This window comes from Cupriavidus gilardii (assembly GCF_017598945.1).
GTDB classification, from domain to species: domain Bacteria; phylum Pseudomonadota; class Gammaproteobacteria; order Burkholderiales; family Burkholderiaceae; genus Cupriavidus; species Cupriavidus gilardii_E.
In genome coordinates this window covers 141,419-166,751 of sequence record NZ_JAGFTW010000058.1, presented here as the reverse complement: position 1 = coordinate 166,751, position 25,333 = coordinate 141,419, and the positions used below count along the sequence as shown (strand labels likewise).

The following is a 25,333-nucleotide window of genomic DNA, read 5'->3' as shown; positions in this document are numbered from 1 at the left end:
TAATTGGAATTAGAAAAAAACTGATTCCTGAATTTAGATTTAATTAATCGGGAGGGTGCCTGTTCTTCGTCGGCCTGGCAGCGGCGCGCCGTGTCGCCGCACGACAGCGGGTCGAATCCGGACCAGCTTTTTGAGCGCGGAGGGAACGGCCCGCTGCCGCTTGTGTCGATCACGTATGGCCTCGGCTCGCCGCAGTCGAGGAACGGGACCGATCGGGACCGACGTCAACACCGTGACCGATATCGATACGGAGGCGCATATGGCACATCTGAGTCCGGATCAGCTCGCCGCGCTGCGCGATCGCCTCGACCAGCGCGAGCGCGAACTGCAGCCGCTCTATCAGCAGGGGCGCGACCGCCCCGCCACCGAGCCGGCCAGAGAGCCGCAGGATCTCGCCGATGCCGCCGAGGGCGTCAACGAGGAGCGCGATCGCGTCGCCCTGCAGCAGCACTATCGCGGGGAGCTCGACGATATCGCGCAGGCGCGCGAGCGGATGGATGCCGGCGACTATGGCGTGTGCGAGGACTGCGCGGTCGACATCCCGTACGAACGCCTGCTGGCCAATCCAACGGCCACGCGGTGTGCGCCGTGCCAGGGGCGGCACGAGCGCACCTTTGCCGCTTAGGAGGACGTTGCCCGCCGGTCAGGCAACGAGCGGCTGTGCCTGACGGACCTGCAGTTCTTCCGGCTTGATATCGCCCAACGGGGACAGCAGCGCGGGATCGAAGGGGCGCGGTGCGATGCCCTTCGCCACGCGGATCGGCCAGTCGGGATTGGCGAGCGCGCCGCGGCCCAGGGCGATGAGATCGGCGCCTTCGGTCAGCACCTGCTGCGCGCGCGCTGGGTCATCCAGGCTGCCGTTGGCAATGACGGCCAGGTCCGGCGCCGCGCGTCGCGCATGCTGGATCAGCGTGCGTGCGTCGCTAGGGAAGGCCGGTTGCCAGGCCTCGAACTCGGTCACATGGAGGAAGTCGATGCCCGTTGCCGCCAGCCGGCCAAACACGATCGCTGCGCCGTCGGCGCCCTCGGCCCACTTGTGCGTGAAGTCATTGACCTTGCCCTGCGAAATCCGGATGCCGACTGGAAAGCTGTCGCCGACCACCGCGCGCACGGCCCGCGCGGTCTGTTCGGCGAGCCGGATACGGTTACCGATCGGGCCGCCCCACGTATCGTCGCGCCGATTGGTGTAGTCCGTCAGGAACTGGTCGAGCAGGTAGCCGTTGGCGCCGTGGATCTCGATACCGTCGAAGCCCGCCACGTCTTTGGCGAGGCGGGCGGCCTCGGCAAATCCGGCGATGGCGGCGTCGATCTCGTGCGGCTCGATGGCGCGCGGCGTGCGGTATGGCCCTTCGCCGCGATAGACCGCCATCTGCATGCCCTTCGGCGTGATGGCCGACGGCCCGACCGTTTCGCCGCGGAAGCGGTTGGCCTGCGACAGCGCCCCCGCATGCATCAGCTGCACGAAGATGCGGCCGCCGGCGTCGTGCACGGCGTCCGTGACCGCGCGCCAGGCTCGCGCCTGTTCGCTGTCGGTCAGGCCGGGCTGGCCGGCATAGCCTTGCGAGAAGGCCCGATCGGTGTAGGTGCCTTCGGTGATCACGAGCCCGAAGCCGCCGCGCGCGAAGCCGGCGTAGTAGTCGACCATCGTCGGCGTGGGCACGCCCTCGGGCGTGGCGCTGATCCGCGTCATCGGCGCGACCACGAGACGGTTCGGCAAGGCCATGCCGCCGAGATCGCCCGGGTCGAACAGCGTGGGTCTTGCAGGCGCATTCATGCCGCGTCTCCTTCGGCCACGGCGATGGCTTCGATCTCGATCAGTGCGTCCGGCGAATACAGGCTGGAAATCTCGACGATGGTGTCGGCGGGGTAGGGTGCCGAGAACCACTTGCGGCGCAGTTCGACGATCTTGCCGAAGTTGTCCATCGACTTCAGGAAGATCGTCACCTTGGCGACGCGGTCCAGGCTCGACCCTGCGGCCTCCAGCGCGCGCCGCAGGTTGCGGAAGGCCTGCTCGGCTTGCTTGTCGAAGTCGCCGCGGCCGACGATTTTGCCGTCGTCGCCGATCGCGGCCTGTCCCGAGATAAAGACCAGGTTGCCGACGCGGATGCCTTGCGACAGCAGGAACGGCGCGTACGGATCGGGGTTGGTGCGGACTTGTTCGAGCAGCATGGGGAACTCCGGGATAAAGTTGAGGGAATTTCATCCGTCGCGACGGCTGTTTGTAGCGCCGTTGCAGACGACGGTGCCAGTATCGCGATCCCCCGCAGGCTCGACAAATGGTCAAATTTCAAGGTATGGATGAGTTCAGCTCATTCATGGCGAGGTCATGAGACGCCTCCCTCCACTGAGCGCGCTGCGCGCCTTCGAGGCCGCGGCAAGGCGTCTGAGCTTCAAGCGCGCCGCCGACGAATTGAACGTCACGGCCACGGCGATCAGCCACCAGATCCGGCTGCTCGAGGAATGGCTGGGCGTCAGGCTGTTCGAGCGCGAAACCCGCAAGGTCGACCTGACCCCCAGCGGACGGCTGCTGTTTCCGGCGATCCGTGACGGACTCGATGGCTTCGAGCACGCGGTAGCGGCGGTGCAGCGGCAGCGCGCGGCCAATATCGCCACGCTGTCGTCGACCGTCGCTTTCGTCGCCAAGCGGCTGGCACCGCGCGCGGGGTCGTTTCGCGCCGCGCATCCGGACTGGACGCTGCGGCTCGATGCATCGAACGCCGTGGTGGATCTCGACAGCGACGCCGACGTGGCGATCCGCTATGGCGGCGGCCACTATCCGGGCCTGACGGTCGAGCCGCTGTTCCAGGACCGCTTTGCGCCGGTCTGCAGCCCGCACCTGAAGCTGGCGTCGCTGGCGGACCTGCGGCACGCGCCGCTGATCCATTTTGAATGGGGCGCCGGCGTGCGGCAGGACCCGCGTGCCGCGGTGTGGCGGCACTGGCTCGAACGCGCGGGCGTGGGGGCCGCCGCCGGCCAGATCGACGCGTCCGCGGGCCTGACCTTCACCGACGAGATTCACGCGATCCAGGCCACCGTCGCCGGGCAGGGCGTGGGGTTGCTGAGCCTGACGCTGGTGGCCGAAGAACTGGCCTCGGGCGTGCTGGTGCAGCCATTCCAGCTGGCGCTGGAGAGCTTCCGCTATGACCTGGTCTACAGCCCGCGCGCCGCCGAACGGCCGGCTACGCGGTTGGTGAGGGAGTGGGTCGAGGCGGAGTTCGGGGGCCGCGCTTCTACGACACCCGTTGAGGTGGGCCGCCGGGGGCATAACGGACGCTAAGGCTTTGTTGAGGTGACTAGGCTGTCCGAAGCGACCCAGTCGCTTGGAGGCAAATGAGAATCGGCGCATAGCGTTTGATACGCATGGGGGCGTATGGTCCCGGATCTAGCGCTAAGCAAGGCAATTGCCTCTCTTTGCTATACTTGTTCAACTAGTTGAACAACTCCGTGGAGGGCACGCCATGCGAACAATTCACTTCTCTGACGCCCGCAACAATTTGAAGGCCGTCATCGACCAAGCCATCGCTGATCACGACGCTATTCTCATCACGCGCCGTGACGCACCAAACGCCGTAATCATGTCGCAAGAGCAATACGACAGCTGGATGGAAACCATGTACCTGCTTAGCAATCCTGCAAACGCCAAGCGACTGATGGAGTCGATCGAGCAACACCGTCGCGGCGAGGCGCAGAAGCGGGAACTGATCGATCCGGATATCGAATGAGCCGCCAGCTGACCTTCATGCCTGGTGCCTGGGACGATTACCTGTACTGGCAGGGGCAGGATAAAAAGACGCTGAAGCGGATCAACTCGCTGATACAGGACGCGCAACGCAGCCCCTTCGAGGGGCTCGGCAAGCCGGAGCCGCTCAAGGGTACGCTTTCCGGCTATTGGTCACGGCGCATCGACGATACAAACCGCCTCGTCTATTACGCCAATGACGATGAGCTGGCGATCATCGCTTGCCGGCTGCACTACGGGGACAAGTAACACCCGCGTGATCGTGGAAACCCCAGCCCCGTCCTTCTGGCGCGATCCTTCGCTCCCCTTTATCGAGGCCCGTTCGATCGAGGACGGCCGCCGCATCTGCTATGGCGCGCATTCGCACGAGACCTTCTCGATCGACGCCGTCACCGGTGGGCGCAGTATTTATGTCAATGGCCGCATGCGCGCATCGGTCGGCGCCGGTGCCGTGGTGCTGATGAATCCCGAAGAGGTGCATGCCTGCAATCCGCTCGACGATGCGCCGTGGTCGTATCGGATGCTGTATGTCGACGTCGGCTGGCTGACGGCGCTGCAGCACGATCTCGGCTTCGATCGCAATGGCGATTTCCAGGGCTTTACGACGCGGGTCAGCGACGACGTCGGGCTTCATCGCGCGCTGGGGCAGTTCCATGCCCTGCTGACGGACGATCGCACGGACGCGATGTGCAAGGAAGAAGCGGCCATCGCTTTCTTCACGGCGGTGCATCGGCGCCTTTGCCCGGCGCCGGAACAGCGATCGTCCGAACCGACAGCCAGACCGGCGCATGACTAATGGCCGGAATATCGGCTGCGGCGCGCCGCCGAATATATCGACGCCAATTTCGCGCGGCCGCTGCGGCTCGGCGAAATCTGCGCGGCCGCGCAGTTATCCGAGTCGCATCTGATCCGTGCCTTCAAGCGGCACTATGGACTGACGCCGCACGCCTATCTGGTCAATCGGCGCGTGCAATACAGCCGCAGCCAGCTCAAGCGCGGCCGCGCGATTTCGGATGTCGCGCAGGAAGCGGGATTCGCCGATCAGGCCCACCTGCAACGGGTGTTCAAGCGAATGGTCGCCGCCACGCCGGCGCAATATCAGCGCATGCGGTAAGGCGCGGCCGGCAGCGCTTCAGGCTCGGGCTTCAAGGCTCCACCAGGAACAAGGCACTGGCGGCCAGCAGCAGCGCCATCGCGCGATTGAAGACCCGCACCCGGCGCGCATCGCGCAGACAGGTGCGCAGGAACGCCCCGGCATAGGCCCAGCAGGCGATCGACAGATAGCAGACCACGAAATAGATCGCCGCGAAGCGCCACACCTGCACGCCCGTGCCGTCGGCGGCGTAGACGCCGATGCCCGCCACCGACGCCAGCCATGCCTTGGGATTGAGCCATTGCATCGCGGCGCCGTACAGGAACGACGGCCCTTTGCCGTTGCCGGTGGCGTCGATCTTGCCCTCGTCAATGGCCAGTTTCCAGGCCATGAACAGCAGGAAGGCGATGCCGCCCCAGCGGATGGCCGTCGTCAAGGCGGGCCACTGCGTCAGCAAGCCATGCATGCCGAGGCCGACCAACAGCAGCAGCACGGAAAAACCGACGGTGGCGCCGGTGACATGCCGCAGGCTGGCGCGCAGGCCATGCTGGGCGCCGGCGCTGAGCGCCACGATATTGACCGGCCCGGGCGTGATCGAGGACACCAGGGCAAAGGCGGCCATGGACAGCAGCAAGGTAAGAGAGGCCATCGTTGCGCTCCGGATTGGACGATGGCGCATGCTAGAAGCGGCCGTGGGCCGCTGTATTGAACAAAACTGCTGCGGCAAAAAAAAAGCGGACTTCCGAAGAAGCCCGCATCAGCTGCGGCGTTCGCCGGGGTGGAGATCGATCAGGCGGGTACCTGTGTGCCGGCAGCCGCGGCCTCCTTCGAGAACAACCGTCTGGATGTCGCCACATGCCCGGCAAGCACTGGCCGCAGCACCATCAGCGCCAGGAAGGCGGCGATCAGGTCCATGGTAGCCACCGTGTACAGCACGGTGGACCAGGTGCCGGTTGCCTCCATGATCAGGTTGCCGATCGGCACGAACAGCGCACCGATGCCCTTGGCGGTATAGAGCACGCCGTAGATCTTGCCGATGTGCTTGGTACCGAAGGCGTCGCCGGCCAGCGCGGAGAACAGCGAGTAGACCTCGCCCCAGGCCAGGAACACCACCCCGGACAGGATCAGGAAGGCATACGGGTTGTGGCCGAAATATCCCAGCGCGATGATCCCCATCCCTTCCAGCGAGAAGGCGATCACCATGGTCTTCTCGCGGCCGATATGGTCGGAGATCCAGCCGAACAGGGGGCGCGAGATCCCGTTCATCACGCGGTCGAGCATCAGTGCCAGCGGCAGGGCGGCCATCACGAAGAAGTGCAGGTCGACCTGGAAGTCCTTGACGCCGAGGTCCTTGGCGATGACGCCCAGCTGCGCCACGGCCATCATGCCGCCGGTGACGACCAGCACGAACATCACCAGCATCAGCCAGAACAGCTTGGTGCAAAGCGCTTCCTTCAACGTGTAGTCGCGCGTGGCCTGCGCCAGCTTGTTGGATGCCTTGACCTCGTGCGCCTTCGGCGAGCGCAGGAACCAGGCTGCCGCGAACGCCAGCGTGCCTTGCAGCACGCCGAAGAACAGGAAGGTGTGCTGGAAGCCCGAGGACTCGATCATGGCCGCGATCGGCAGGATCGTGGCGGCCGAACCGGCGCCGTATCCGCCTGCGGTCAGGCCCACCGCGAGGCCGCGGCGGTCCGGGAACCACTTGATCGCGTTGTTGATGCAGGTCGCATAGATCGAACCGACACCCAGCCCGCCGACCGCGGCACCGATGTAGAAGCCCATCAGCGTGGTGGCCTGCGAGTTGATGACCCACGAACTGCCCATCAGGATGGCGCCGAAGGCCACCATCATCCGCGGCCCGAACTTGTCGATGAAATAGCCCTCGATCGGCGCCAGCCAGGTCTGCACCAGCACGAACACCGTAAAGGCGATCTGGATATTGGCGCGCGACCAGCCATAGGTTTCCTGGATTTCCGGGACGAACAGCGTCCAGGCATATTGGATGTTGGCGGTGGCGACCATGCAGATGACGCCAACGATAAGCTGCATCCAGCGCGTTTTTTCAGAGACCTCGGGATTGGGGCGGAATGCCGCCGTCGATGAATTATTCATGGCGCACTCCTTCAATCGTTTGGTCCTTCCTGTCCGAATGTGCGGTACCGCACCTCGGCTCGGATATCGTCGCTAGCATTTCAATGTCTCCTGTATCGTTGGCTTCTATGTCCGTTACACATCCGCTCCTGAAACAAAAAAACCCTACGCTAGTGCGCTGCCGGGGGGGCAGACGCATCGAAACAAGAGGATGGGGCGAAGCGGGCTTGCTTAAACTGATCTGGCTGCGATGGACGACCCGGCCGAATCGTTTTCCATGCTTCCTCCTTGCCGTTGGTGTCCCTCTGTGGGGTGCCGGTTGCCATCACGGTCATCGCCCCGCTCGCATTGGGTGTGGCGATGGGTTACAAGGTATGTGATATATCAATTAAGTCAAGTGAAAGGGATGGCAGGGTTTTCACCAGCAGGGATTCATTCCGGAAATCACTATGCTGCAGCGCTTCAGACGGTTATCGAATGATTATGGCCGGGCAGAGAATTGCCGCCGGGAAAATGGTCCGCGATGAATATTCCGTGGCCCGAAAGAGAATCTCCAACGCTGTGTCGAATATTGTCAGGCGATCCGGAAATGGCAATTGATCGAGACGGGAAGGATTTTCCGGAGGATATTCGGCGTGATTATGGATGCCACCGCTATCGCATTAATGAATATCGGGAATCGAGACCGAGTCGATGCGCCGATCGCCGGTTTCCCGGTATCGCGGTAGATTGACGGTCTTGACGGCGGGCCGCCCCGCGCCCGTCTGCGCAAAGGAGGGCAATCATGAATCCATCGAATACCCGGCCCGGCACCGTGCAATCCGCCGACGTCCAGCTGGTGGCGTGGTCCTGGCAAACACGGACCGGCCTCGATGTTGCCGCGGTGACCCGTGCGCCGGACCGCGTAGGGGTCCAAGGGCGGGTGCAGGTGCAATGGGACGACGGTCCGCTGGAGCTCGCCTATCGGCTCGAATGCGAGGCGGACTGGCGCTTTGTCCGGCTCGACGCCCGCACCGTGTACCGGGGGGACGCGCGGACCCTTGCACTGGCGTGGGACGGCAGGCAGTGGACCGATGGCCAGGGCCCGCGCGACGACCTTGCCGACGCGACTTATATCGACATCATGGCGACGCCGATCACCAATACGCTGCCGCTGTGCCACGCGGCCTGGCAGCCGGGCGTCAGCCAGGTGTTCACGATGGCCTATATCCGCCTGCCGGAATTGACCGTCGAACCGGTCCGCCAGCGTTACACCTGGCTTGCCACGGAGGCGGACGGCCGCCGCCGCTTCCGCTACGAGACCCTGGGGCCGGCAGGGCAACAACAGGGGTCGGGCACCGGCCTCGGCGGCTACCACGGCCAGGACTCCGCCTTCACCGCCGACATCGTGGTCGATGCCGGGGGGCTGGTCATCAGCTACCCGCCCTATTGGGACCGGATGCCGGCGGCACAGGCGCTGGCGGAGGCCGCGGTCTGACCGTTGGGCGGGGCGGGGCGCGGCCTTTCAACGGCGTGCTCCGCCACCCTGTCACAAACGGCCATCGCCAGACGTCTTGGGTTTGACTGACTGCTACAGTGCCACGCCGGCACCGAGGCCCAGGATGCGCCATACCTGTGCCCGGATGGTGCAATGGCCTGGACCCTTGACGATGGAACGCGATGACCCGCCCACCCGATACCCGCGATCGGCCGGACCCGGCCGCTACGAACGCGACTGCTGCCACCGCGCCGCTGGCCGATGCCGCCACGCTGACGTTTGCCCGGCTGCGGCCGCGCCTGCATGGCATTGCCTACCGGATGCTGGGCACGGTGGCGGAAGCCGAAGATGTGGTGCAGGACGCCTGGCTGCGCTGGCATGAGGCCGACCGCGGCAGCATCGACAACGCCGAGGCCTGGCTGGTCACCGTGACCACGCGGCTGTCGATCGACCGGCTGCGCATGGCCAAGGTCCAGCGCGAGCACTATGCCGGCATCTGGCTGCCCGAGCCCGAACTGACGGAATCGCCCGCCACTCCCGAACAGCTGACCGAGCGGGCCGACGATTTGTCGGTGGCGTTCCTGCTGCTGCTCGAACGGCTGACCCCCGAGGCGCGCGCGGCCTTCCTGCTGCGCGAGGTATTCGATGCCGATTACGCGGACGTCGCCCGCGCGATCGGCAAGAGCGAGCCCGCCTGCCGGCAGCTGGTCAGCCGCGCCAAGGTGCAGCTGCGCGACGAGCGGCCGCGCTTTGCCGTGCCGCGCGAAACCCATCTGCGTCTGCTGCAGGGGTTTGCCCAGGCCATGGAGCGCGGCGACATGGCGGCATTGCAGTCGATGCTGGCCGAGGACGCCGCGCTGATCGGCGATGGCGGCGGCAAGGTGCCGAGCTTTCCCAAGCCGCTGGTCGGCGGCTGGCGCATCGCCAAGGTGTTCGCGGTCAGCGCGCAGCGCCCCGGCACCGCGGTACGCGTCGAGCTGGCGCTGCTCAATGGCGACTGGGCCCTGCTGCGCTTTGTCGACGGACAGCTGGAGTCGGCGCAGTGCTGCGAGACCGACGGCGAGCGCATCGTCCGCATTCACGCCCAGCGCAATCCCGACAAGCTGCTACGCATCGCGCTGGCACGCGGCGCCTGCTGAAGGCGCAGAAGATCGATTTTTTTGTGGCGTGCGGCCGCTGCCGCCGCCGTGATGTCCACCGCGCGCCCGACGGTGCGCAGCCATTTCGACCAGGAGAACGTCATGACCCAACGCCTGAACTACATCCAGCAATCGCCCGAGCTGTTCAAGGCCTATCTGAACTTCAGCAACGCCATCGACGGCGGCGCGATCGAGCGCTCGCTGCTCGATCTGGTGTCGATTCGCGCCTCGCAGCTCAATGGCTGCGGCTTCTGCCTGGACATGCACGTCAAGGAAGCGAAGCTGCACGGCGAGCGCGAGCTGCGCGTCTACCATATCGCCATCTGGCGCGAATCGACGCTGTTCTCCCCGCGCGAGCGCGCGGTGCTGGAGTGGACCGAGACGCTGACGCAGCTGCCGCCGCATGGCGTGCCCGACGACGTCTACGAGCGCGTGCGGGCGCAGTTGTCCGAGAAGGAGCTGTCTGACCTGACCTTCGCGGTGATGGGCATCAACGGCTGGAACCGGGCCAATATCGCGTTCCGCACGGTGCCGGGTTCGGCGGACAAGGCCTTCGGCCTGGACAAGGCCGGCCTCGAATAAGGTTCGCCCACTCATCCGTCGTCCCCGCACCTGCGTGGGAACGACGTGGTGATGTGGTGGATGCTCAAGCCAGCCGGAACAACGCCACCGCGCCCGCCAGCTTGTTGGCCTGCGCCTGCAGCGCCGACGCGGCGGCCGACGACTGTTCCACCAGCGCGGCGTTCTGCTGCACCATCTCGTCGAGCTGGCCGACCGCCTGGTTGACCTCCTGAATCCCGCGCGTCTGCTCGACCGCGGCATTGGAGATCTCCGAAATCACCGCGCTGACCTGCGACACATTGCCGACGATCGCGGTCATCGTCTCGCCGGCCTGGCGCACCTGGCCCGAGCCGGCCGCCACCTCGCCGACGGTCGATTCGATCAGCGTCTTGATCTCCTTGGCCGCCTGCGCGCTGCGCTGGGCCAGCCCTCTGACCTCGCCGGCGACGACCGCGAACCCACGGCCCTGATCGCCCGCGCGGGCCGCCTCCACGGCGGCATTGAGCGCCAGGATATTGGTCTGGAAGGCGATGCCCTCGATCACGCCGATGATGTCGGAGACCTTGGCCGAGGCGTGCTCGATCTTGTCCATCGTGCCGATCACCTCGCCGATCGCCACGCCGCCTTCGGAGGCGATCCGCGAAGCCGCGGCGGCGGAATCGTCGGCCTGGCGGGCGGACGTCGCCGATTGCGCCACGGTCGCGGTGATCTGCTCCATCGACGCGGCCGTCTGCTGCAGGCTGGCCGCCGCCGACTCGGTGCGCTGCGACAGGTCCAGATTGCCTGCGGCGATCTCGTCGGCCGCATGCCGCACCGATTCGCTGGCATCGCGGATTTGCCGCATCACCGTGCACAGCTTGTCGACGAAGGTATTGAACGCGCGCGCGATCTGCGCGACCTCGTCCTTGCCGTCGGCCGGCAGGCGGCGCGTCAGATCGCCATCGGCCGAGCCGATCGCATCCATCACGTCGCGCACCTGCGACAGGCGGCGGAACGAGGCCCCGGTCGCCAGGGCGGCCAGCGCGGCCGCGACCAGCGCAATTGCGATCAGCGTCAGTGCGGACGCCATCAGCACCGAGCGCATGCCCGCGGTCGCTTCGGCCTTGTCCAGCGCGATCACCACGACCCAGTCGGTGTTGGGAATCGCGCGGGCGCGCAGCAGCTTGGCGGCGCCGCCGACCTGCACTTCGGTCGGCGCGGCGGCCGTCAGCAGCGCGGCCAGTTGCGCGGCGTCGAGCCCCCGCACCAGTTCGGCGACCGGCTTGAGCGTCAGCTTGTCGTCGGGGTGGGCCACGATCAGCCCGGCCTGCGTGACCAGCATGCCGAAGCTCGACGGCGTCGGTTGGATCGCCTTGACGTTGGCGATCACGCGGTCCATCGCCACGTCGCCGGACACCACCGCCTTGACGCCGCCGTCGGCAACGACGGGCGCGGCGAAAGCCACCACCAGCTTGCCGCTGCCGGCATCGACATAGGGCGGCGTCACCACCGGCTTGCCGGCTGCGGCCGCCTGCCGATACCACGGACGGCCGGTCGGGTCGTATCCCGCGGGAATGCCGGTCGGATTGGAGAACATCGCGCGCTTGTCGTCATAACCGACATAGACGTTGACGAAGCCGCCGGCGTCGGCGACCTGCTTCAACGCGGCCGACGGGTCGGCCTGCAGCACCGCTTCGCGCAGCGAGGCGATCATCCGGCCATGGCCGTCGACCCAGTCGGCGATGGCGCCGGCATGGCCGGCCTGCAAGGCGGTCAGCGAACTGTCGATCGCCGTGTCGTTGTAGGAGTCGGCGACCACGTAATTGATGGCGGCATTGACGGCCAGCGCGGCCACGACAATGGCCACGCACAGCGCCACGATGCGCGAGCGGATGGAGGAGAACATACGAAGGGATTCCATGAAAGGGCGCCGACGCAAGGGGACGCCAACGGCGTTCCCGGGGGACGCTCGCGGCAGCGCATGCGCGGCTAACGGCGCAGATCGCGCGATATTCACCCTCGGATCGACGAGGAAATGGTCTATGTGATCCCTAAGGCAGACAAGAGCGGTTCGGCAGCAGCAAATTTGGCCGCAGGCCGATCCGGAACGGTCTGGACCTCCTACTGGCGGGGGGAGTGAGCCGATGTGCGTTTGGTAATACAATCGAAAGTTTCGAAAATCAAAAGAACAACGGGTAAGGTCAACACAAGGGGAGCGTCATCTCGCGACCGACGTCGACACGGGTTCGGTCGCCCGGCAGTCAGCGCCATCGCCATGCCCGCGTGAGCCAGGACCGCGGCGCAAGCCGCGGCCGGCGCGCTGCCTTCGGAAGCCTCAAGGTCTGCGCAAAGCCGTCGATAACCGCTAGCAGCGGCCAATCGGCTTCCTCATCCGCATCAATTCGTTTCGGCAAACGGCAAGCCGGCCCGGACGCCTTCGCGCGCCCGTGGCGCATTGCGCGCCGTCTGCCGGGCTATCCAGCACCTCGCATGGCATGTGAATTCGCAATCCGCGGCTGGGCCGCGTGCGCGCCGCAACTGCATACCGCCCACGACTGGGAGGCATGGAGCCGCGCGCCCTGGCTGCCGCTGGAAGGCGAGGTGCCGCCGGTGGCCGGCATGGCGCCGATGCTGCGGCGCCGGCTGGGCGCGCTGGGACGCGTGGCGCTGCATGCCGCCTATGCGTGCGACGCGCCGGCGGACGTCCCGATGGTCTTCGCTTCGCGCCATGGCGAACTGTCGCGCTCCGCGCTGATGCTCGAGGAGCTGGCCGCCGACGCGCCGCTGTCGCCGACCAGCTTCGGCCTGTCGGTCCACAACGCGATCGGCGCGCTGTATTCGATCGATCAGCGGCGCCCTGCGGTGCTGCAGGCGATCGCCGCGGGCAGCGAGACCGCCGAGGCCGCGCTGGTCGAGGCGTGCGGCTTGCTGGCCGATGGCCACGAGGAAGTGCTGGTGGTGTGCTACGACGCGCCGCTGCCGCCGTCCCATGCGATGCACGCGGACGAGCCGGACGCGCTGTATGCCTGGGCCTGGCGCATCGCCGCGCCGAGCGACGATGCACCGCGCTGGACGCTGGCGTGCGGCGTGGAAGACGGGATCGATGGCGTGGATGCCGGCGCGATCGAATCGCCGTGCGGTGCCGGCGTGCCGCTGCCGCATGGGCTGGCCGTGCTGCGCTTCATGCTGGCGGGATCCGCGTCGCTGCGCCATCGGGGCGGCGGCCGCAGCTGGGTCTGGCGTCGCCATGGTTGAGCGAATCGATCGCGGCTGGCGCATCTGTGCGACGGGCATCTGCTTCGCGTGCTTCGGCATCGGCGGACTGGCGCTGCGCGTGCTGGTGTTTCCGCTGCTTTCGGTCCTGCTGCGGCCGGCGCCGGTGTGCCAGCGCGCGTGCAAGAACCTGATCCACCATGTATTCCGGCTGTTCGTCTGGCTGATGGCCAGCGTCGGCGTGATCCGCTACGAAGTGCGCCATGCCGAGCGCCTGCGCCGCTCGGGCTTGCTGATCGTGGCCAACCATCCGTCGCTGATCGACGTGGTGTTGCTGATCTCGCTGGTGCGGCGCGCGGACTGCGTGGTCAAGGCCGCGCTGATGCGCAATCCCTTCACGCGCGGTCCGGTGCGCGCGACCGGCTATGTCTGCAACGATGCCGGTCCCGGCATGGTCGATGCATGCATTGCCTCGCTGCGCGCGGGCAACAATCTGGTCATCTTCCCGGAAGGCACACGCACCGAGCCGCGCGGCCTGCCGCGGCTGCAACGTGGCGCCGCCAATATCGCCGTGCGCGGCGGGTTTGCGCTGACGCCGGTAACGATCCGCTGCACGCCGCCGACCCTGACCAAAGGGGAGAAGTGGTATCGGGTACCGGTGCGGCGGCCCCGCTTCGTGATCGAGGTGCACGAGGACGTGCCCCTCGACCGCTGGGTCGCGCCCGATACCGAGCCGATGCAGGCCGTGCGCGACGTGACGCGCGCGTTGGCAGAATTTTTTATCGAGGAGGTACGCCGTGAAGGCGCTTGAACAAGAAATCAAGGAATTGATCGTGGCCTCGCTGTCGCTGGAGGACATCCGCCCCGCGGACATCGACAGCGAGGCGACGCTGTTCGTCGAGGGCCTGGGCCTGGACTCGATCGACTCGCTCGAACTCGGGCTGGCGGTGCAGAAGCGCTATGGCGTTGCGATGAGCGGCGACAAGGAGGAGATGCGCAAGCATTTCGCCAGCGTCGCCGCGCTGGCGCGATTCGTCGCGGCCCAGCGCACGCCGCAGCCGGCCTGAGGCGGGCGTTGCGATCCCCGGTTCAATCCCCATTCCCTCCGAACACATCAAGCCAAAGATCATGACTCACGAAGAAATTTTCGCGCGCGTGGCGGCGGTCCTGGAAGAGACGTTCGAGATCGATGCCGAGCGCATCCGTCCCGACGCGCGCCTGTACGAGGACCTGGATATCGACAGCATCGACGCGGTCGATCTGCTGGTCAAACTCAAGCCGATGCTGAACAAGCCGCTCAAGCCCGAGCAGTTCAAGTCGGTACGCACGGTGCAGGACGTGGTGGCGGCGCTGGCGCTGCTGATCGACGCCTCGCCCACGCCGGCCGAGGTGTGACGCTCGATGGCACGCGGCACCGGCTGGCGCGTCTCGCCATGCATGCTGCTGGCGGGGGCGGCCACGCTGCTCTATCCGCTGATCGTCTACGCGGGGCTGCGCCATGCGTCGCCGCGCGTGATGGCGTTCGCGCTGGTGGGCGTGGCGCTGCTGCGCGCGGGCACGCTGCGCGGCAAGCCGGCCTGGATCGCCATGGTGGCCGCCGCGCTGTTGCTGGCGGCCGCGGTGTTCCTGTCCGGCGAGACGTTGCCGCTCAAGCTGTATCCCGCCTTGGTCAATGGCGTGATGCTGGCCGTGTTCGGCTGGAGCCTGCTGCATCCGCCCACGGTGGTCGAGCGTATCGCGCGTCTGCGCGAGCCCGATCTGCCGCCCAGCGGCGTCGCCTATACGCGCCGCGTGACCATCGCCTGGTGCCTGTTCTTCGTCTTCAATGGCGTGCTGGCGCTGGCGACCGCCTGGTGGGCCAGCGACGCGGTCTGGGCCCTGTACAACGGGGGCATCGCCTATCTGCTGATCGGGCTGATGTTCGCCGGCGAATGGCTGGTGCGGCGGCGCGTGCTGGCAAGGAAGCATGATGACTGACTGTGTTCGCTTGCCCGAGCTGGTGCGGCAGCTGGCGCGCACGCCCGACGCCGCCGTTGCCGACGGCCTCGGTGCGGCGGCCTTCCTGCATCGCGTCGCCGCATGGCGCGCGGCCTTCGCCGCGCGCGAGGGCGGCCGCTGGGCGCTCTATCACGATGCCACCCCGGAGTTCGCCGCGGCGCTGTTCGGTGCCTGGCACGCCGGCAAGCAGGTGGTGCTGCCCGGCGATACGCGGCCCGACACGCTCGCTGCGCTGCGCCCGCTGGTCGACGGCTTTGCCGGCGAATTGCCGGATGGCCTGCTGCCCGATCCGATCGCGGCCGGGCGGCAAGCGGACCTGCTGGACGAGGCGCGGTCGTGGCCCCCGCTGTGTCCGCGCTCGAGCACGGTGACGCTGTTCACCTCAGGTTCCACCGGCGCGCCGACCGGGCTGCCGAAGCGGCTGGACCAGCTCGACTGCGAAGTGCAGGCGCTGCAGACCGCCTTCGGCGGCGCGCTGTCCGCCGGCACGCAGGTGCTGACGACGGTGTCGCACCAGCATATCTACGGCCTGCTGTTCTGCGTGCTGTGGCCGCTGGCCGCGCGGCGCCGCATGCCGGCGGTGCGCTTTGCCTTCCATGAAGAGATCGTCCGTGCGGCGCCGAACGTATCGCCCGGTGCGGTGCTGGTCAGCAGCCCGGCGCATCTGCGCCGCATGCCGGCCTCGCTCGACTGGGCCAGCGCACGCCGGGCGCTGCGGGCCGTGTTCTCGTCGGGCGGCCCGCTGCCCGCAGAAGCCGCCGCGGACGCGCATGCGCATCTGGGACGCTGGCCCATCGAGGTCTACGGCAGTTCGGAAACCGGCGGCATCGCATGGCGCACCGCCAGCGGCGGCAACATCGCGTGGACGCCGCTGCCCGGGGTCGAATGGCGCATCGAAGACGGCCTGCTGGCGGTCCGCTCGGGCCATCTGGCCGAGCCGGGCTGGCTGGTCGGCAGCGATTGCGTCGAGGCGGCCGAGGGCGGCAGTTTTGTGCTGGCCGGGCGCGCCGATCGCATCGTCAAGATCGAGGAAAAGCGCGTGTCGCTGACCCGCATCGAGCAATTGCTGCGGGGCTCGCCGCTGGTCGAAGAGGTGCGCGCGCTGACGGTCGAGCTCGATATCGGCCTGCGTACCGCGGTGGTCGCGGTGCCGGGCCCTGCCGGCGCCGCGCTGCTCGCGCAGGGCGGCCGGCCGGCGCTGATCGCGTCATTGCGTGCACCGTTGGCGCAGGCGCTGGAGCCCATCGCCTTGCCGCGCCGCTGGTGTTTCCCGGCGGCGCTCCCCTGCAACGCGCAGGGCAAGACCACCGAGGCGATGTTGCGCGAGCTGGTGCGCGGCGTGCTGCCGCGCGTGCAATGGCTGCCCGCCGAAGCGCCGGGCCGCGCCGCGGCGCTGCTCGGCATCGATGCGGACCTGGCCGTGTTCGACGGCCACTTCGAACAGGCGCCGATCGTGCCCGGCGTGGCGCAGCTCGACTGGGTGATGACGCTGGCCGCGCAGGCGCTCGAGGTGCCGCCGCGCAGCGCGTTCCGCCAGCTCGACGCGCTCAAGTTCCAGCAGGTCATTCGTCCGGGCGATGTCGTTCGCCTCGACCTGGACTGGCAGCCCGAGCGCAGCACGCTCGTCTTCAAGCTCGCCTCGGATGTCGGTCAGCATGCCAGCGGCCGGGTCGTCTTCGGTGCCGTCTTGGGTGCCGTCTTCGATGCCGTCCCGGGAGCCAGCGATGTTTAGGCCGGTCGTGCTGATCCCGGTGTACAACCACGAGCATGCGGTCGGCCAGGTGCTTGCCGCGGTGCTCGAACATCCGGTCCCGTGCCTGCTGGTCGACGACGGCAGCGCGCCGGCTTGCGCCGAGGTCTTGCGCGAACTGGTCGCCAGCCGTCCGGAGCGCGTCGAGCTGCTGCGGCTGCCCGCCAACCAGGGCAAGGGCGGGGCCATCATCGCGGGCGCGCTGCATGCGCGCCGGCGCGGCTACAGCCATGTGCTGCAGATCGACGCGGACGGCCAGCACGACAGCGCCCGCATTGCCGATTTCCTGGCGCTTGCCGAGGCTCGCCCCGAGGCGCTGATCTGCGGCTGTCCGGTGTATGACGAGTCGGTGCCGCGGGCCCGGCTGATGGGCCGCTACCTGACCCATGTCTGGGTCTGGATCAACACGCTGTCGTTCGCCGTGCGCGACGCGATGTGCGGGCTGCGGGTCTATCCGCTGGCCTCGCTGGTGCCGCTGGTGGAAAGCGTGCCGCTGGGGCGGCGCATGGAGTTCGACATCGAGGTGCTGGTGCGCCTGGTCTGGCGCGGCGTGCGCATCGTCAACGTGCCGGTGCGGGTCACCTATCCCGCCGACGGCGTGTCGCACTTCCGCGTGTGGCGCGACAACGCGCTGATCTCCGGCATGCACGCGCGCCTGTTCGCCGGCATGCTGCTGCGCGCACCGTTGCTGCTGGCGCGCAAGTTCGGGTCGGGGGCGGCATGAACACCGCCGCGCCGGGCCGCCGCTGGTCGCCGCACTGGGCCGATATCGCCGAGTCGACCTGCGTCTGGGGCATCTGGTCCCTGTACGCGGTCAACCGGATCTTCGGCCGGACGCTGTTCCGCGTGCTGCTGTATCCGGTCGTGATGTATTACTGGCTGACGAGGCCGGCCGCGCGGCGTGCCTCGGTGGATTTCCTGCGGCGCGTGCATCGGTACGGCGGCGCCCGCGGAGCGGTCCCGGGCCTGCGCCACAGCCTGCGCCATCTGCTGTCGTTCGCCGAGACGCTGCTCGACAAGATGCTCGCCATCAGCGGGCGCTACCGCTTCGACGCGGTGCGCCGCGAGGGCGCCGAGCTGATGGCGCGCCAGCGCGCCAGCGGACGCGGCGCCGTCATCGTGACCGCGCACATGGGCTGCCTGGAACTGTGCCGCGTGGTGTCTACCCACAAGGCGGGCCTGCGCGTCAACGTGCTGGTGCACACGATGCACGCCGAGCGCTTCAACCGGATTCTGTCCCGGCTCGATCCGCAAGCGGTGGTGCAGCTGATCCAGGTGACCGAGATCACGCCGGCGACCGCGCTGTTGCTGCAGCAGAAGATCGAGGCCGGCGAGTTTGTCGCCATCGCCGGCGATCGCGTGCCGCTCGAAGGCGGGCGCAGCGTGACGGTGTCCTTCCTGGGCGCGCCCGCCCGCATGCCGATCGGGCCGTACGCGCTGGCCGCGCTGCTGCACTGCCCGCTGCTGGCGATGAGCTGCGTGCGCGCCGGCGACGGCCATCTGCTGCGCTTTGCGCAGCTGGCCGAGGCAGTGGTGTTGCCGCGCGGCGGCCGGCTGCAGGCCCTGACGCGCCACGCGCAAGCCTATGCCGACTGGCTGGCGGAGCAGGTCTGTGCCTCGCCTTACGAGTGGTTCAACTTCTACGATTTCTGGAGCGGCGCCGGCGACGGCGACGCCCGCTGAGCAACGCTTCCATGTCAATGTCGCCGTCCGCCGCGCACGCCCCGCTCGCGCATGAACTGGTAATGAGTCCCGCCTTCCACGACCTCGATCCGATGGATGTGGTCTGGCATGGCAACTACGCGCGCTATTTCGAGCTGGCCCGTTGCGCGCTGCTGGCCCGCTTCGACTACGACTACCCGGCCATGCGCGATTCCGGCTATGCCTGGCCGGTCGTCGACATGCGCATCAAGTACATCCGGCCGCTGGTCTATGGGCAGCAAACCATCGTGCGAGCCGCCATCGTCGAGTGGGAGCACCGGCTCAAGATCGACTACGAGATTCGCGACGCAGCCAGCGGCCGGCGGCTGACGCGCGGCTACACGATCCAGGTGCCGGTCGACATCGCCACCGGCGAGATGCGCTACGTCTGCCCGCCGGTACTGGCACAACGGCTGGGAGTGGCAACGTGAGCGCGCGGCTATGGCGTATGGCGTCGCGCCTGGCGCGGCACGTTGTTCTCGCCGCGATCGCACTCGGCGGCGCGCCGGCGTATGCCGCAGGCCTGCTGGACCAGGTCGCCGCGCGGCTCGACGAGGCGCCGGTGATCCGCGGCGGGTTCGAGCAGACCCGCAAGGTCGCCGGCTTCGCCATGCCGCTGGTCTCGCGCGGCGACTTCGTGCTGGCACGGGGCCGCGGCCTGGTCTGGCATACGCGCGCGCCGATCGCGTCCAGCCTGCTGCTGACGCCGCGGGGCCTGACCATGCGCGGCGCCGACGGCAGCGTGCAGCAGCGATGGCAGGCCGATGCGCAACCGGGCCTGCGCGCGGCGCTCGAAGCGATCCTCGCCGTGCTGCGTGCCGATGCGCCGGCGCTGGCGCAACGCTTTGCCGTGGCCGGCGAAGTGCAGGGCAAACAGGGCTGGAAACTCGCGCTGACGCCGACCGATGCCGATATGCGCCGGGTATTGACGCGCGTGGATCTGGCAGGCGACCGCTTCGTGCGCGAGGTGCGCCTGCAGGAGGCGAGCGGCGACAGCACCGTGGTACGCCTGCTCGCGCCGATGGCGGCCGGCGCCGACGCGGCGCGGGAGATTGCCGTTGACTGACGCCGCCATCGCCGTCGCGCGCGGATCCGAGCCGACGCGCCTGGCGCGCGCGCTGGCGCTCGTCTGGCTGCTGCTCGCCATCGGCCTGGTCGTGCACCAGCTGCAGTTCTGGCGCGAGGCCCGGCTGGATACCGATGTGCTGGCGCTGTTGCCGATGACGGAGCGCACCGCAGTCGCGGACCGCGCGCTGCGGCAATTGACCGACAACGCGGCGCGCGAGGTGGTGGTGCTGGTGGGCGCACCGGACTGGCCGCGCGCCCGCGCCGCGGCGCAGCGTTTTGCCGCCGCGGCAGCGTCGGCCCCGGGTGGTGCGCTGCTGCAGCCGTCGACGCGGATGTCGGCGTTCGACCTGAACGCGGCGCTCGACTTCTATCGGCCGTATCGGGCCGGCATGCTGACCGATGCCCAGCGCACGACGCTGACGCAGGTGGATACGCAGGCGGATACGGAGGCGCTCGCGCAGCAATCGCTGGCGCGGCTGTACCAGTTCGCGGCCGGGCCGCGGCTGGCGGACTGGCAGGCGGACCCGCTGAATCTGTGGCCGGATTGGTGGCTGGCGCGCGCCGGCGCGACTGCGGTGCGCCAGCGCGATGGCGTGACCACGGTCAGTGGCGATGGCGCCGAATGGGTGGTGCTCGGCTACCACGCCGCGCGCGCGGCCTTCGCCGCCGATGGGGCATCCGATTACCGTTCGCTGCTCGACGCCGGCCAGCGCGCCGCGCGGCATGGCGACGGCGACGTGCGGGTGGTGGCGGCAGGTATCCCGCTGCATGCGGAGGCCGCCGCGGTCCAGGCCAACCGCGAAATGAACGTGATCGGGCTGGGCTCGCTGGCGGCGGTGCTGCTGCTGGTCTGGCTGGCCTTCCGCTCGCTGCGGCCGATCGGGCTGGTGGCGCTGTCGCTCGTGATCGGCACCGCCGCTGCGTTGTCGGTGACCGCGCTCGTCTTCGGCCGCGTGCATCTGATCACGCTGGTGTTCGGTGCGAGTCTGGTCGGCGTGGCCGAGGACTACGGCATCCATTATTTCGTGATGCGCCAGGCAAGGCCGGCTTGGACGCCCGCGCGCACGGTGCGGATGCTGCTCGGCGGCATGGCGCTGGCGCTGGCTACCAGCGTGGCGGCCTATCTGGCGTTGGGCGTTGCGCCGTTCCCGGGTCTGCGCCAGATGGCGCTGTTCTCGGCGACCGGCCTGGTGTGCGCGTTCCTGACGGTGGTGCTGTGGTTCCCGTGGCTGGATCGCGCGCCGGTCCGGCCCACACGGCTGTCGCGATGGCTGGCCGCCAGCCTGTCGCGTTGGCCGCGGGTGCAAGCGGACCGCCGCACCGCGCTGGCGCTGGGACTGCTTGTCGTATTCATCGCGTTCGGCGTGGCGCGCGTGCGGGTCAGCGACGACGTGCGCCAGCTGCAGAGCTCGCCGCCCGAGCTGGTCGACGCGCAACGCCTCGCGGGCCGGCTGCTCGGCACGCCAAGTCCCGCGCAGTTCATCGTGGTGCGCGGCGCCACGCCCGAACAGGTGTTGCAACGCGAGGAAGCCGTCAAGCGTGCGCTCGCGCCGGCGTTGGCCGCGGGCCAGCTGCACGGGGTGCTGGCGCTGTCCGATTGGGTGCCGTCGGCCGCGCGGCAGCGGGCCGATGCGACACTGGCCGGCCACGTCGAGGAGCAGGTGCGGGCCCGTGTGCGCCGCGCGTTGGGCGAGCCGGCCGGCTCCGGGTCCGCGCCGCCGGCCCCCGGCGCGGTGCTGACGCTGCCGGCATGGCTTGCCGATCCGGTCTCGCTGCCGCTGCGCCAGCTATGGCTCGGACCGATCGGGCAGGACCATGCCAGCGTGATGCTGCTGCAGGGACTGGATCGACGCGATGCGATCGGCGCGGTCGCCGCGTCGGTGGCGCCGGTCGAGGGCGCGCTATGGGTGGACCGCGTGGCCGACTATTCGGCGCTGCTGGCCCGCTATCGCGCGATGATGAGCTGGCTGCTGGGGGCCGGTGCGGTCGTGGTCGCCGCGCTGCTGGCCTGGCGCCATGGACGCGCGGCATGGCGTGCGCTGGTGCCGACCTTGCTGGCGGCGGCGCTGAGCGTCGCGATGCTGGGCTGGCTCGACGTGCCGTTACAGTTGTTCTCGGTGCTGGCGCTGGCCTTGCTGCTGGGCGTCGGCGTCGATTACGGGATTTTTCTGCTGGAGCACCCGGGCGACGGCGTGTCATGGACCGCGATCGTGCTCGGTGCGGCCAGCACGCTGCTGGCGTTCGGCCTGCTGGCGCTGTCGGCAACCCCGGCGCTGCATGCGTTCGGCATGACCATGCTCAGCGGCGTGGGCGCCGTGTGGATACTGTCGCCGTGGTTCCGGCCTGTGCCAACCGATCAATACGCGGCGCGTTGAACTCGAACGCGCGCGCGACCAGGAGGATACGCAGATGGAACAGATGGAACAGATGGAACTTCAATACGTCGATGTGCTGATCATCGGCGCGGGACCGGCCGGCGCGGTGGCCGCCGGGCTGCTGCGCCAGCGCGGCATCGCGGTGCTGGTGCTGGAAAAGGAGACGTTTCCGCGCTTCTCGATCGGGGAGAGCCTGTTGCCGCAGAGCATGGAATACATCGAGCAGGCCGGCATGCTGCGCGCGGTGGTCGAGGCGGGCTTCCAGTACAAGAACGGGGCCGCCTTCGTTCGCGGCGACCGCTACACCGAATTCGATTTCCGCGACAAGTTCACGCCGGGCTGGGGCACGACCTACCAGGTCCAGCGCGCGCATTTCGACGATGTGCTGATCCGCGACGCTCAGCGCCAGGGCGCCGAGGTCCGCTTCCGGCATCAGGTCACGGCGGTCGATTTCGACGGCGCCCGTCCGCGCGTGACCGTGCGCGGCGACGATGGCGCGTCGTACCAGGTCGAATGCCGCCAGCTGCTGGACGCCTCGGGCTTCGGCCGCGTGCTGCCGCGCCTGCTGGATCTGGAATCGCCCTCGAACTTCCCGGTCCGCAGCGCGATCTTCACGCATATCGAGGACCGCGTCGCACCGGGCGCCTTCGACCGCAACAAGATCCGCATCAGCGTGCATCCCGAGCACGTCGATGTCTGGTACTGGACGATTCCGTTCTCCAATGGCCGCTGCTCGCTGGGCGTGGTCGCCGAGAAGGCGTTCCTGGACCGTTACGACGGCGACGACATGCAGCGGCTGCAGACGCTGGTCGGCGAAGAGCCCGCCCTGGCCGCGCTGCTGGCCGACGCGCACTGGGACACGCCGGCGCGGCATTTGACCGGCTATTCGGCCAATGTCCGCTCGCTGTGGGGCAAGGGCTATGCGCTGCTCGGCAACGCCGGCGAGTTTCTCGATCCGGTGTTCTCGTCCGGCGTGACCATCGCCTTCAAGTCCGCCAGCCTGGCGGTCGACTGCATCGCCCGCGAGTTTGCCGGCGAGACGGTCGATTGGGAGCAGGACTACGCCCGCACGCTGAAGGCCGGAGTCGATTGCTTCCGTACGTTCGTCGAGGCCTGGTATGCGGGCTCGTTTCAGACGCTGATCTTCCACCCCGATGCCACTCCGGAAATCCGCCGCATGATCTCGTCGATCCTGGCCGGATACGCGTGGGACCGCAGCAACCCGTTCGTGGTCGAGTCCAGGCGTCGGCTGACCGTGCTGGAGGAATTTTGCCGCGCCTGATCCGGACCGTGGCGGCCGCGGGATTTGCCGCCTGGCTGGCGGCGTGCGGCAATCTGCCGCCGTTGTCGTCGCCGTCCTCATCGCCATCCTCATCGCCATCGTTGCCGCGAGCGGAAAGCGCGCCCGCGGCCGTGCCCGTGCTGCGCCTGCCGCCGGCCGCGCTGCAGCGCACGCTGGCCCTGCAGCAGCACATTACGGTGCGCTACCGCACCGCCGACGGCGCCACCGAGACGCGCGAGCTGATCGCGCTGCTGCAGGCCGACGCCGCGCATACGCGGCTGGCCGCGGTGGCAGGCGGGCAGGTGCTGGCCCGGCTGGACTGGGACGGCGCGCGGCTGGACGTGTCGCGCGCACCCTGGGCGCCCGCGCAGCTCGATCCCGAACGCATCCTCAGCGACCTGCAGCTGTCGCTGTGGCCGCTGCGCGCGGTGGCGGAGGCGTTGCCGGCGGGCTGGACCGTGCGCGAAGGCGAAGGCCGGCGCGTGCTGCGCCACGGCGACGAGGTGGTCGTGGAGGTTCGGCATGCCGACGCCGACACGCTGCGTTTCACCCAATATCGCGATGGCTATGCGCTGACCATTCGCACGCTGGCCGCCGGGGAGATGCCGCGATGATGCCTGCACAGAAAATGCGGCCGATCCATCTGAACGCCATGGGGGTGTTGTGCGCACTGGGCAACGGCGCCGACGAAGTCCGCGCCGCGCTGTGGCGCGACGACGGCCCGCACGGCGGCGAGGTCACCGATCGTTTCACGCCGGGCAGGCCGCTGCATGTCGGCAGCCTGCCATCGGCGCCGATATTGCGCGCCGATGTGGCCGCGTCGCAACGGACCCACAACAATGCGATGCTGCTGCAGGCCTTGGCGCAGATCCGGCCTGAGGCCGAGGCCGCGCTGAACCGCTTCGGCACCGCGCGCGTTGCCGTGGTGCTCGGCACCAGTACTTCCGGCATCCGCGAGGGCGGGGCGGCGGTGCGCGCGCGGCTGGCGCAGGGCCGCTGGCCGGATGCGTTCCACTATGGGCAGCAGGAACTGGGCACGACCGCGGCCTTCGTCGCCGCGCAGCTCGGCGCGCGCGGTCCGGCGTACACGCTGTCGACCGCCTGCTCGTCCGGTGCAAAGACGCTGGCGGCGGCGGCACGGCTGTTGCACGCCGGCATCGCGGACGCGGTGATCGCGGGTGCCGCGGATTCGCTGTGCCCCTTCACGATCGGCGGCTTCAGCGCGCTCGAGGCGGTGTCCGCCGCGCGCGCCAATCCGTTCTCCGCCCATCGCGCCGGCATCAATCTGGGCGAGGGCGCTGCGCTGTTCGTGGTGTCGCGCGAACCCGGCCCGGTGCGCCTGGCAGGCTGGGGCGAGAGCTCGGATGCCTACCATATTTCCGCGCCCGACCCGGAAGGCCGGGGCGCCCAGCAGGCGATGCGGCAGGCGCTGGCGCGGGCCGGTCTCGCGCCCGCGCAGATCGACTACCTGAACCTGCACGGCACCGGCACCGAGCACAACGACGCGATGGAGTCGCGCGCCGTGCATGCGGTGCTCGGCGCCGACGTGCCCGCCAGTTCGACCAAGCCGATGACAGGGCATGCGCTCGGTGCTGCCGGCGCGATCGAAGCCGCGCTGCTGTGGCTGACCCTGGTCGACAACCCGCACGGCCGGCTGCCGCCGCATTGGTGGGACGGCGTGCCCGATCCCGCGCTGCCGGCATTGCGGCTGGTGGGGCCGCGCGAACGGCTGGGCCGCGCGCCCCGCCATGCGCTGAGCAGCTCGTTCGCCTTTGGCGGCAGCAACTGCGCGCTGCTCCTCGGCGCAGCGTGACGACGATGACCATCAACACGACCATGACCCACACCATGGCCACCACGCCCCCCA

At 68.5% G+C, this 25,333-nt stretch carries 26 protein-coding genes and 1 pseudogene; 22 read left to right on the top strand and 5 right to left on the bottom strand.

The window, feature by feature from the left end:
• Window positions 1-259 precede the first annotated feature (259 nt).
• Window positions 260-625, top strand: a complete 366-nt coding sequence (locus tag J5T34_RS21705) for a TraR/DksA family transcriptional regulator (RefSeq protein ID WP_208582954.1) — start codon at window positions 260-262, stop codon at window positions 623-625.
• 18 nt (window positions 626-643) lie between these two features.
• Here J5T34_RS21705 and J5T34_RS21700 read toward each other — a convergent pair whose 3' ends face one another.
• Both J5T34_RS21700 and J5T34_RS21695 read right to left on the bottom strand, forming a co-directional pair.
• Window positions 644-1,774: a tRNA-dihydrouridine synthase gene (locus tag J5T34_RS21700; RefSeq protein WP_208582953.1), complete on the bottom strand. Its 1,131-nt coding sequence runs from the start codon at window positions 1,772-1,774 to the stop codon at window positions 644-646.
• Window positions 1,771-2,169, bottom strand: a complete 399-nt coding sequence (locus J5T34_RS21695; protein WP_208582952.1) for a RidA family protein — start codon at window positions 2,167-2,169, stop codon at window positions 1,771-1,773. Before J5T34_RS21695 ends, J5T34_RS21700 begins: the two co-directional genes overlap by 4 nt.
• Before the next feature lie 157 nt (window positions 2,170-2,326).
• Between J5T34_RS21695 and J5T34_RS21690 the strand changes: the two genes are divergently transcribed.
• The 4 genes and pseudogenes from J5T34_RS21690 to J5T34_RS21675 all read left to right on the top strand — a co-directional run bounded on the left by J5T34_RS21690 (window position 2,327) and on the right by J5T34_RS21675 (window position 4,853).
• Window positions 2,327-3,277, top strand: coding sequence for a LysR substrate-binding domain-containing protein (locus J5T34_RS21690; RefSeq protein ID WP_208582951.1), 951 nt, complete (start codon window positions 2,327-2,329; stop codon window positions 3,275-3,277).
• A gap of 181 nt (window positions 3,278-3,458) precedes the next feature.
• Window positions 3,459-3,722 carry a type II toxin-antitoxin system Phd/YefM family antitoxin gene (locus tag J5T34_RS21685; protein ID WP_208582950.1) on the top strand — a complete coding sequence of 88 codons (264 nt, stop codon included), beginning with the start codon at window positions 3,459-3,461 and terminating at the stop codon, window positions 3,720-3,722.
• Window positions 3,719-3,988, top strand: a complete 270-nt coding sequence (locus J5T34_RS21680; protein ID WP_208582949.1) for a Txe/YoeB family addiction module toxin — start codon at window positions 3,719-3,721, stop codon at window positions 3,986-3,988. Before J5T34_RS21685 ends, J5T34_RS21680 begins: the two co-directional genes overlap by 4 nt.
• Window positions 3,942-4,853 (top strand): annotated as a pseudogene (locus tag J5T34_RS21675) (helix-turn-helix domain-containing protein). Before J5T34_RS21680 ends, J5T34_RS21675 begins: the two are co-directional and overlap by 47 nt.
• 31 nt (window positions 4,854-4,884) lie before the next feature.
• Here the strand turns inward: J5T34_RS21675 and J5T34_RS21670 are convergent.
• Window positions 4,885-5,481 (bottom strand): LysE family translocator, encoded by a 597-nt coding sequence (locus J5T34_RS21670; protein ID WP_208582948.1) that lies wholly within the window; start codon window positions 5,479-5,481, stop codon window positions 4,885-4,887.
• Window positions 5,482-5,621: 140 nt separating this feature from the next.
• Complete coding sequence (gene oxlT / locus J5T34_RS21665) at window positions 5,622-6,944, bottom strand: oxalate/formate MFS antiporter (protein ID WP_174106626.1); 1,323 nt, start codon at window positions 6,942-6,944, stop codon at window positions 5,622-5,624.
• 763 nt (window positions 6,945-7,707) lie between these two features.
• Between oxlT and J5T34_RS21660 the strand changes: the two genes are divergently transcribed.
• The 3 genes from J5T34_RS21660 to J5T34_RS21650 all read left to right on the top strand — a co-directional run bounded on the left by J5T34_RS21660 (window position 7,708) and on the right by J5T34_RS21650 (window position 10,121).
• Entirely contained in the window at window positions 7,708-8,400 is a 693-nt protein-coding gene (locus J5T34_RS21660; RefSeq protein ID WP_208582947.1) for a putative glycolipid-binding domain-containing protein, read from the top strand.
• Between the two features lie 182 nt (window positions 8,401-8,582).
• Complete coding sequence (locus tag J5T34_RS21655) at window positions 8,583-9,539, top strand: RNA polymerase sigma-70 factor (protein ID WP_279633811.1); 957 nt, start codon at window positions 8,583-8,585, stop codon at window positions 9,537-9,539.
• Between the two features lie 102 nt (window positions 9,540-9,641).
• Window positions 9,642-10,121 carry a carboxymuconolactone decarboxylase family protein gene (locus J5T34_RS21650; protein WP_208582946.1) on the top strand — a complete coding sequence of 160 codons (480 nt, stop codon included), beginning with the start codon at window positions 9,642-9,644 and terminating at the stop codon, window positions 10,119-10,121.
• 64 nt (window positions 10,122-10,185) lie between these two features.
• Here the strand turns inward: J5T34_RS21650 and J5T34_RS21645 are convergent, their stop codons facing one another.
• Entirely contained in the window at window positions 10,186-11,985 is a 1,800-nt protein-coding gene (locus J5T34_RS21645; RefSeq protein ID WP_208582945.1) for a methyl-accepting chemotaxis protein, read from the bottom strand.
• A 584-nt stretch (window positions 11,986-12,569) separates the two neighbouring features.
• Between J5T34_RS21645 and J5T34_RS21640 the strand changes: the two genes are divergently transcribed.
• From J5T34_RS21640 to J5T34_RS21575, 14 genes are all read left to right on the top strand, one after another.
• Complete coding sequence (locus J5T34_RS21640; RefSeq protein WP_208582944.1) at window positions 12,570-13,334, top strand: beta-ketoacyl synthase chain length factor; 765 nt, start codon at window positions 12,570-12,572, stop codon at window positions 13,332-13,334.
• Window positions 13,327-14,103, top strand: a complete 777-nt coding sequence (locus tag J5T34_RS21635) for a lysophospholipid acyltransferase family protein (protein WP_174106616.1) — start codon at window positions 13,327-13,329, stop codon at window positions 14,101-14,103. Before J5T34_RS21640 ends, J5T34_RS21635 begins: the two co-directional genes overlap by 8 nt.
• Window positions 14,090-14,359, top strand: a complete 270-nt coding sequence (locus J5T34_RS21630; RefSeq protein ID WP_208582943.1) for a phosphopantetheine-binding protein — start codon at window positions 14,090-14,092, stop codon at window positions 14,357-14,359. The genes J5T34_RS21635 and J5T34_RS21630 overlap by 14 nt, the downstream gene beginning before the upstream one ends.
• Window positions 14,360-14,420: 61 nt before the next feature.
• Entirely contained in the window at window positions 14,421-14,687 is a 267-nt protein-coding gene (locus J5T34_RS21625; protein ID WP_006576953.1) for an acyl carrier protein, read from the top strand.
• Window positions 14,688-14,693: 6 nt separating this feature from the next.
• Entirely contained in the window at window positions 14,694-15,269 is a 576-nt protein-coding gene (locus J5T34_RS21620; protein WP_208582942.1) for a hypothetical protein, read from the top strand.
• On the top strand, window positions 15,259-17,022 hold the full coding sequence (locus J5T34_RS21615) for an AMP-binding protein (protein WP_244259138.1): 1,764 nt from the start codon (window positions 15,259-15,261) through the stop codon (window positions 17,020-17,022). Before J5T34_RS21620 ends, J5T34_RS21615 begins: the two co-directional genes overlap by 11 nt.
• The gene (locus tag J5T34_RS21610) at window positions 17,015-17,764 is read left to right on the top strand and encodes a glycosyltransferase family 2 protein (protein WP_244259137.1); all 750 of its coding nucleotides are present in this window, start codon (window positions 17,015-17,017) and stop codon (window positions 17,762-17,764) included. The genes J5T34_RS21615 and J5T34_RS21610 overlap by 8 nt, the downstream gene beginning before the upstream one ends.
• Window positions 17,761-18,723, top strand: a complete 963-nt coding sequence (locus J5T34_RS21605; RefSeq protein ID WP_208582940.1) for an acyltransferase — start codon at window positions 17,761-17,763, stop codon at window positions 18,721-18,723. The genes J5T34_RS21610 and J5T34_RS21605 overlap by 4 nt, the downstream gene beginning before the upstream one ends.
• A gap of 11 nt (window positions 18,724-18,734) precedes the next feature.
• Complete coding sequence (locus J5T34_RS21600) at window positions 18,735-19,172, top strand: acyl-CoA thioesterase (protein WP_208582939.1); 438 nt, start codon at window positions 18,735-18,737, stop codon at window positions 19,170-19,172.
• 17 nt (window positions 19,173-19,189) lie between these two features.
• Window positions 19,190-19,807, top strand: a complete 618-nt coding sequence (locus J5T34_RS21595; protein WP_244259136.1) for an outer membrane lipoprotein carrier protein LolA — start codon at window positions 19,190-19,192, stop codon at window positions 19,805-19,807.
• Entirely contained in the window at window positions 19,800-22,184 is a 2,385-nt protein-coding gene (locus tag J5T34_RS21590) for an MMPL family transporter (protein ID WP_244259135.1), read from the top strand. Before J5T34_RS21595 ends, J5T34_RS21590 begins: the two co-directional genes overlap by 8 nt.
• 52 nt (window positions 22,185-22,236) lie before the next feature.
• On the top strand, window positions 22,237-23,466 hold the full coding sequence (locus tag J5T34_RS21585; protein WP_208583198.1) for an NAD(P)/FAD-dependent oxidoreductase: 1,230 nt from the start codon (window positions 22,237-22,239) through the stop codon (window positions 23,464-23,466).
• Window positions 23,454-24,080: a DUF3261 domain-containing protein gene (locus J5T34_RS21580; protein ID WP_244259134.1), complete on the top strand. Its 627-nt coding sequence runs from the start codon at window positions 23,454-23,456 to the stop codon at window positions 24,078-24,080. The genes J5T34_RS21585 and J5T34_RS21580 overlap by 13 nt, the downstream gene beginning before the upstream one ends.
• Window positions 24,080-25,279 (top strand): beta-ketoacyl-ACP synthase, encoded by a 1,200-nt coding sequence (locus tag J5T34_RS21575; RefSeq protein WP_244259133.1) that lies wholly within the window; start codon window positions 24,080-24,082, stop codon window positions 25,277-25,279. Before J5T34_RS21580 ends, J5T34_RS21575 begins: the two co-directional genes overlap by 1 nt.
• The last annotated feature ends 54 nt before the right edge of the window (window positions 25,280-25,333 follow it).

What these genes read in the sequence shown, in the direction of transcription:
- J5T34_RS21645 (WP_208582945.1), bottom strand. Translation starts at nt 11,985, where the DNA reads ATGTTCTCCTCCATCCGCTCGCGCATCGTGGCGCTGTGCGTGGCCATT.
- J5T34_RS21655 (WP_279633811.1), top strand. Translation starts at nt 8,583, where the DNA reads ATGACCCGCCCACCCGATACCCGCGATCGGCCGGACCCGGCCGCTACG.
- J5T34_RS21695 (WP_208582952.1), bottom strand. Translation starts at nt 2,169, where the DNA reads ATGCTGCTCGAACAAGTCCGCACCAACCCCGATCCGTACGCGCCGTTC.
- J5T34_RS21690 (WP_208582951.1), top strand. Translation starts at nt 2,327, where the DNA reads ATGAGACGCCTCCCTCCACTGAGCGCGCTGCGCGCCTTCGAGGCCGCG.
- J5T34_RS21635 (WP_174106616.1), top strand. Translation starts at nt 13,327, where the DNA reads ATGGTTGAGCGAATCGATCGCGGCTGGCGCATCTGTGCGACGGGCATC.
- J5T34_RS21585 (WP_208583198.1), top strand. Translation starts at nt 22,237, where the DNA reads ATGGAACTTCAATACGTCGATGTGCTGATCATCGGCGCGGGACCGGCC.
- J5T34_RS21640 (WP_208582944.1), top strand. Translation starts at nt 12,570, where the DNA reads ATGGCATGTGAATTCGCAATCCGCGGCTGGGCCGCGTGCGCGCCGCAA.
- J5T34_RS21620 (WP_208582942.1), top strand. Translation starts at nt 14,694, where the DNA reads ATGGCACGCGGCACCGGCTGGCGCGTCTCGCCATGCATGCTGCTGGCG.
- J5T34_RS21680 (WP_208582949.1), top strand. Translation starts at nt 3,719, where the DNA reads ATGAGCCGCCAGCTGACCTTCATGCCTGGTGCCTGGGACGATTACCTG.
- J5T34_RS21660 (WP_208582947.1), top strand. Translation starts at nt 7,708, where the DNA reads ATGAATCCATCGAATACCCGGCCCGGCACCGTGCAATCCGCCGACGTC.
- J5T34_RS21610 (WP_244259137.1), top strand. Translation starts at nt 17,015, where the DNA reads ATGTTTAGGCCGGTCGTGCTGATCCCGGTGTACAACCACGAGCATGCG.
- J5T34_RS21600 (WP_208582939.1), top strand. Translation starts at nt 18,735, where the DNA reads ATGTCAATGTCGCCGTCCGCCGCGCACGCCCCGCTCGCGCATGAACTG.
- J5T34_RS21595 (WP_244259136.1), top strand. Translation starts at nt 19,190, where the DNA reads ATGGCGTCGCGCCTGGCGCGGCACGTTGTTCTCGCCGCGATCGCACTC.
- J5T34_RS21705 (WP_208582954.1), top strand. Translation starts at nt 260, where the DNA reads ATGGCACATCTGAGTCCGGATCAGCTCGCCGCGCTGCGCGATCGCCTC.
- J5T34_RS21625 (WP_006576953.1), top strand. Translation starts at nt 14,421, where the DNA reads ATGACTCACGAAGAAATTTTCGCGCGCGTGGCGGCGGTCCTGGAAGAG.
- J5T34_RS21685 (WP_208582950.1), top strand. Translation starts at nt 3,459, where the DNA reads ATGCGAACAATTCACTTCTCTGACGCCCGCAACAATTTGAAGGCCGTC.
- J5T34_RS21700 (WP_208582953.1), bottom strand. Translation starts at nt 1,774, where the DNA reads ATGAATGCGCCTGCAAGACCCACGCTGTTCGACCCGGGCGATCTCGGC.
- J5T34_RS21575 (WP_244259133.1), top strand. Translation starts at nt 24,080, where the DNA reads ATGCCTGCACAGAAAATGCGGCCGATCCATCTGAACGCCATGGGGGTG.
- J5T34_RS21650 (WP_208582946.1), top strand. Translation starts at nt 9,642, where the DNA reads ATGACCCAACGCCTGAACTACATCCAGCAATCGCCCGAGCTGTTCAAG.
- J5T34_RS21670 (WP_208582948.1), bottom strand. Translation starts at nt 5,481, where the DNA reads ATGGCCTCTCTTACCTTGCTGCTGTCCATGGCCGCCTTTGCCCTGGTG.
- J5T34_RS21605 (WP_208582940.1), top strand. Translation starts at nt 17,761, where the DNA reads ATGAACACCGCCGCGCCGGGCCGCCGCTGGTCGCCGCACTGGGCCGAT.
- oxlT (WP_174106626.1), bottom strand. Translation starts at nt 6,944, where the DNA reads ATGAATAATTCATCGACGGCGGCATTCCGCCCCAATCCCGAGGTCTCT.
- J5T34_RS21615 (WP_244259138.1), top strand. Translation starts at nt 15,259, where the DNA reads ATGATGACTGACTGTGTTCGCTTGCCCGAGCTGGTGCGGCAGCTGGCG.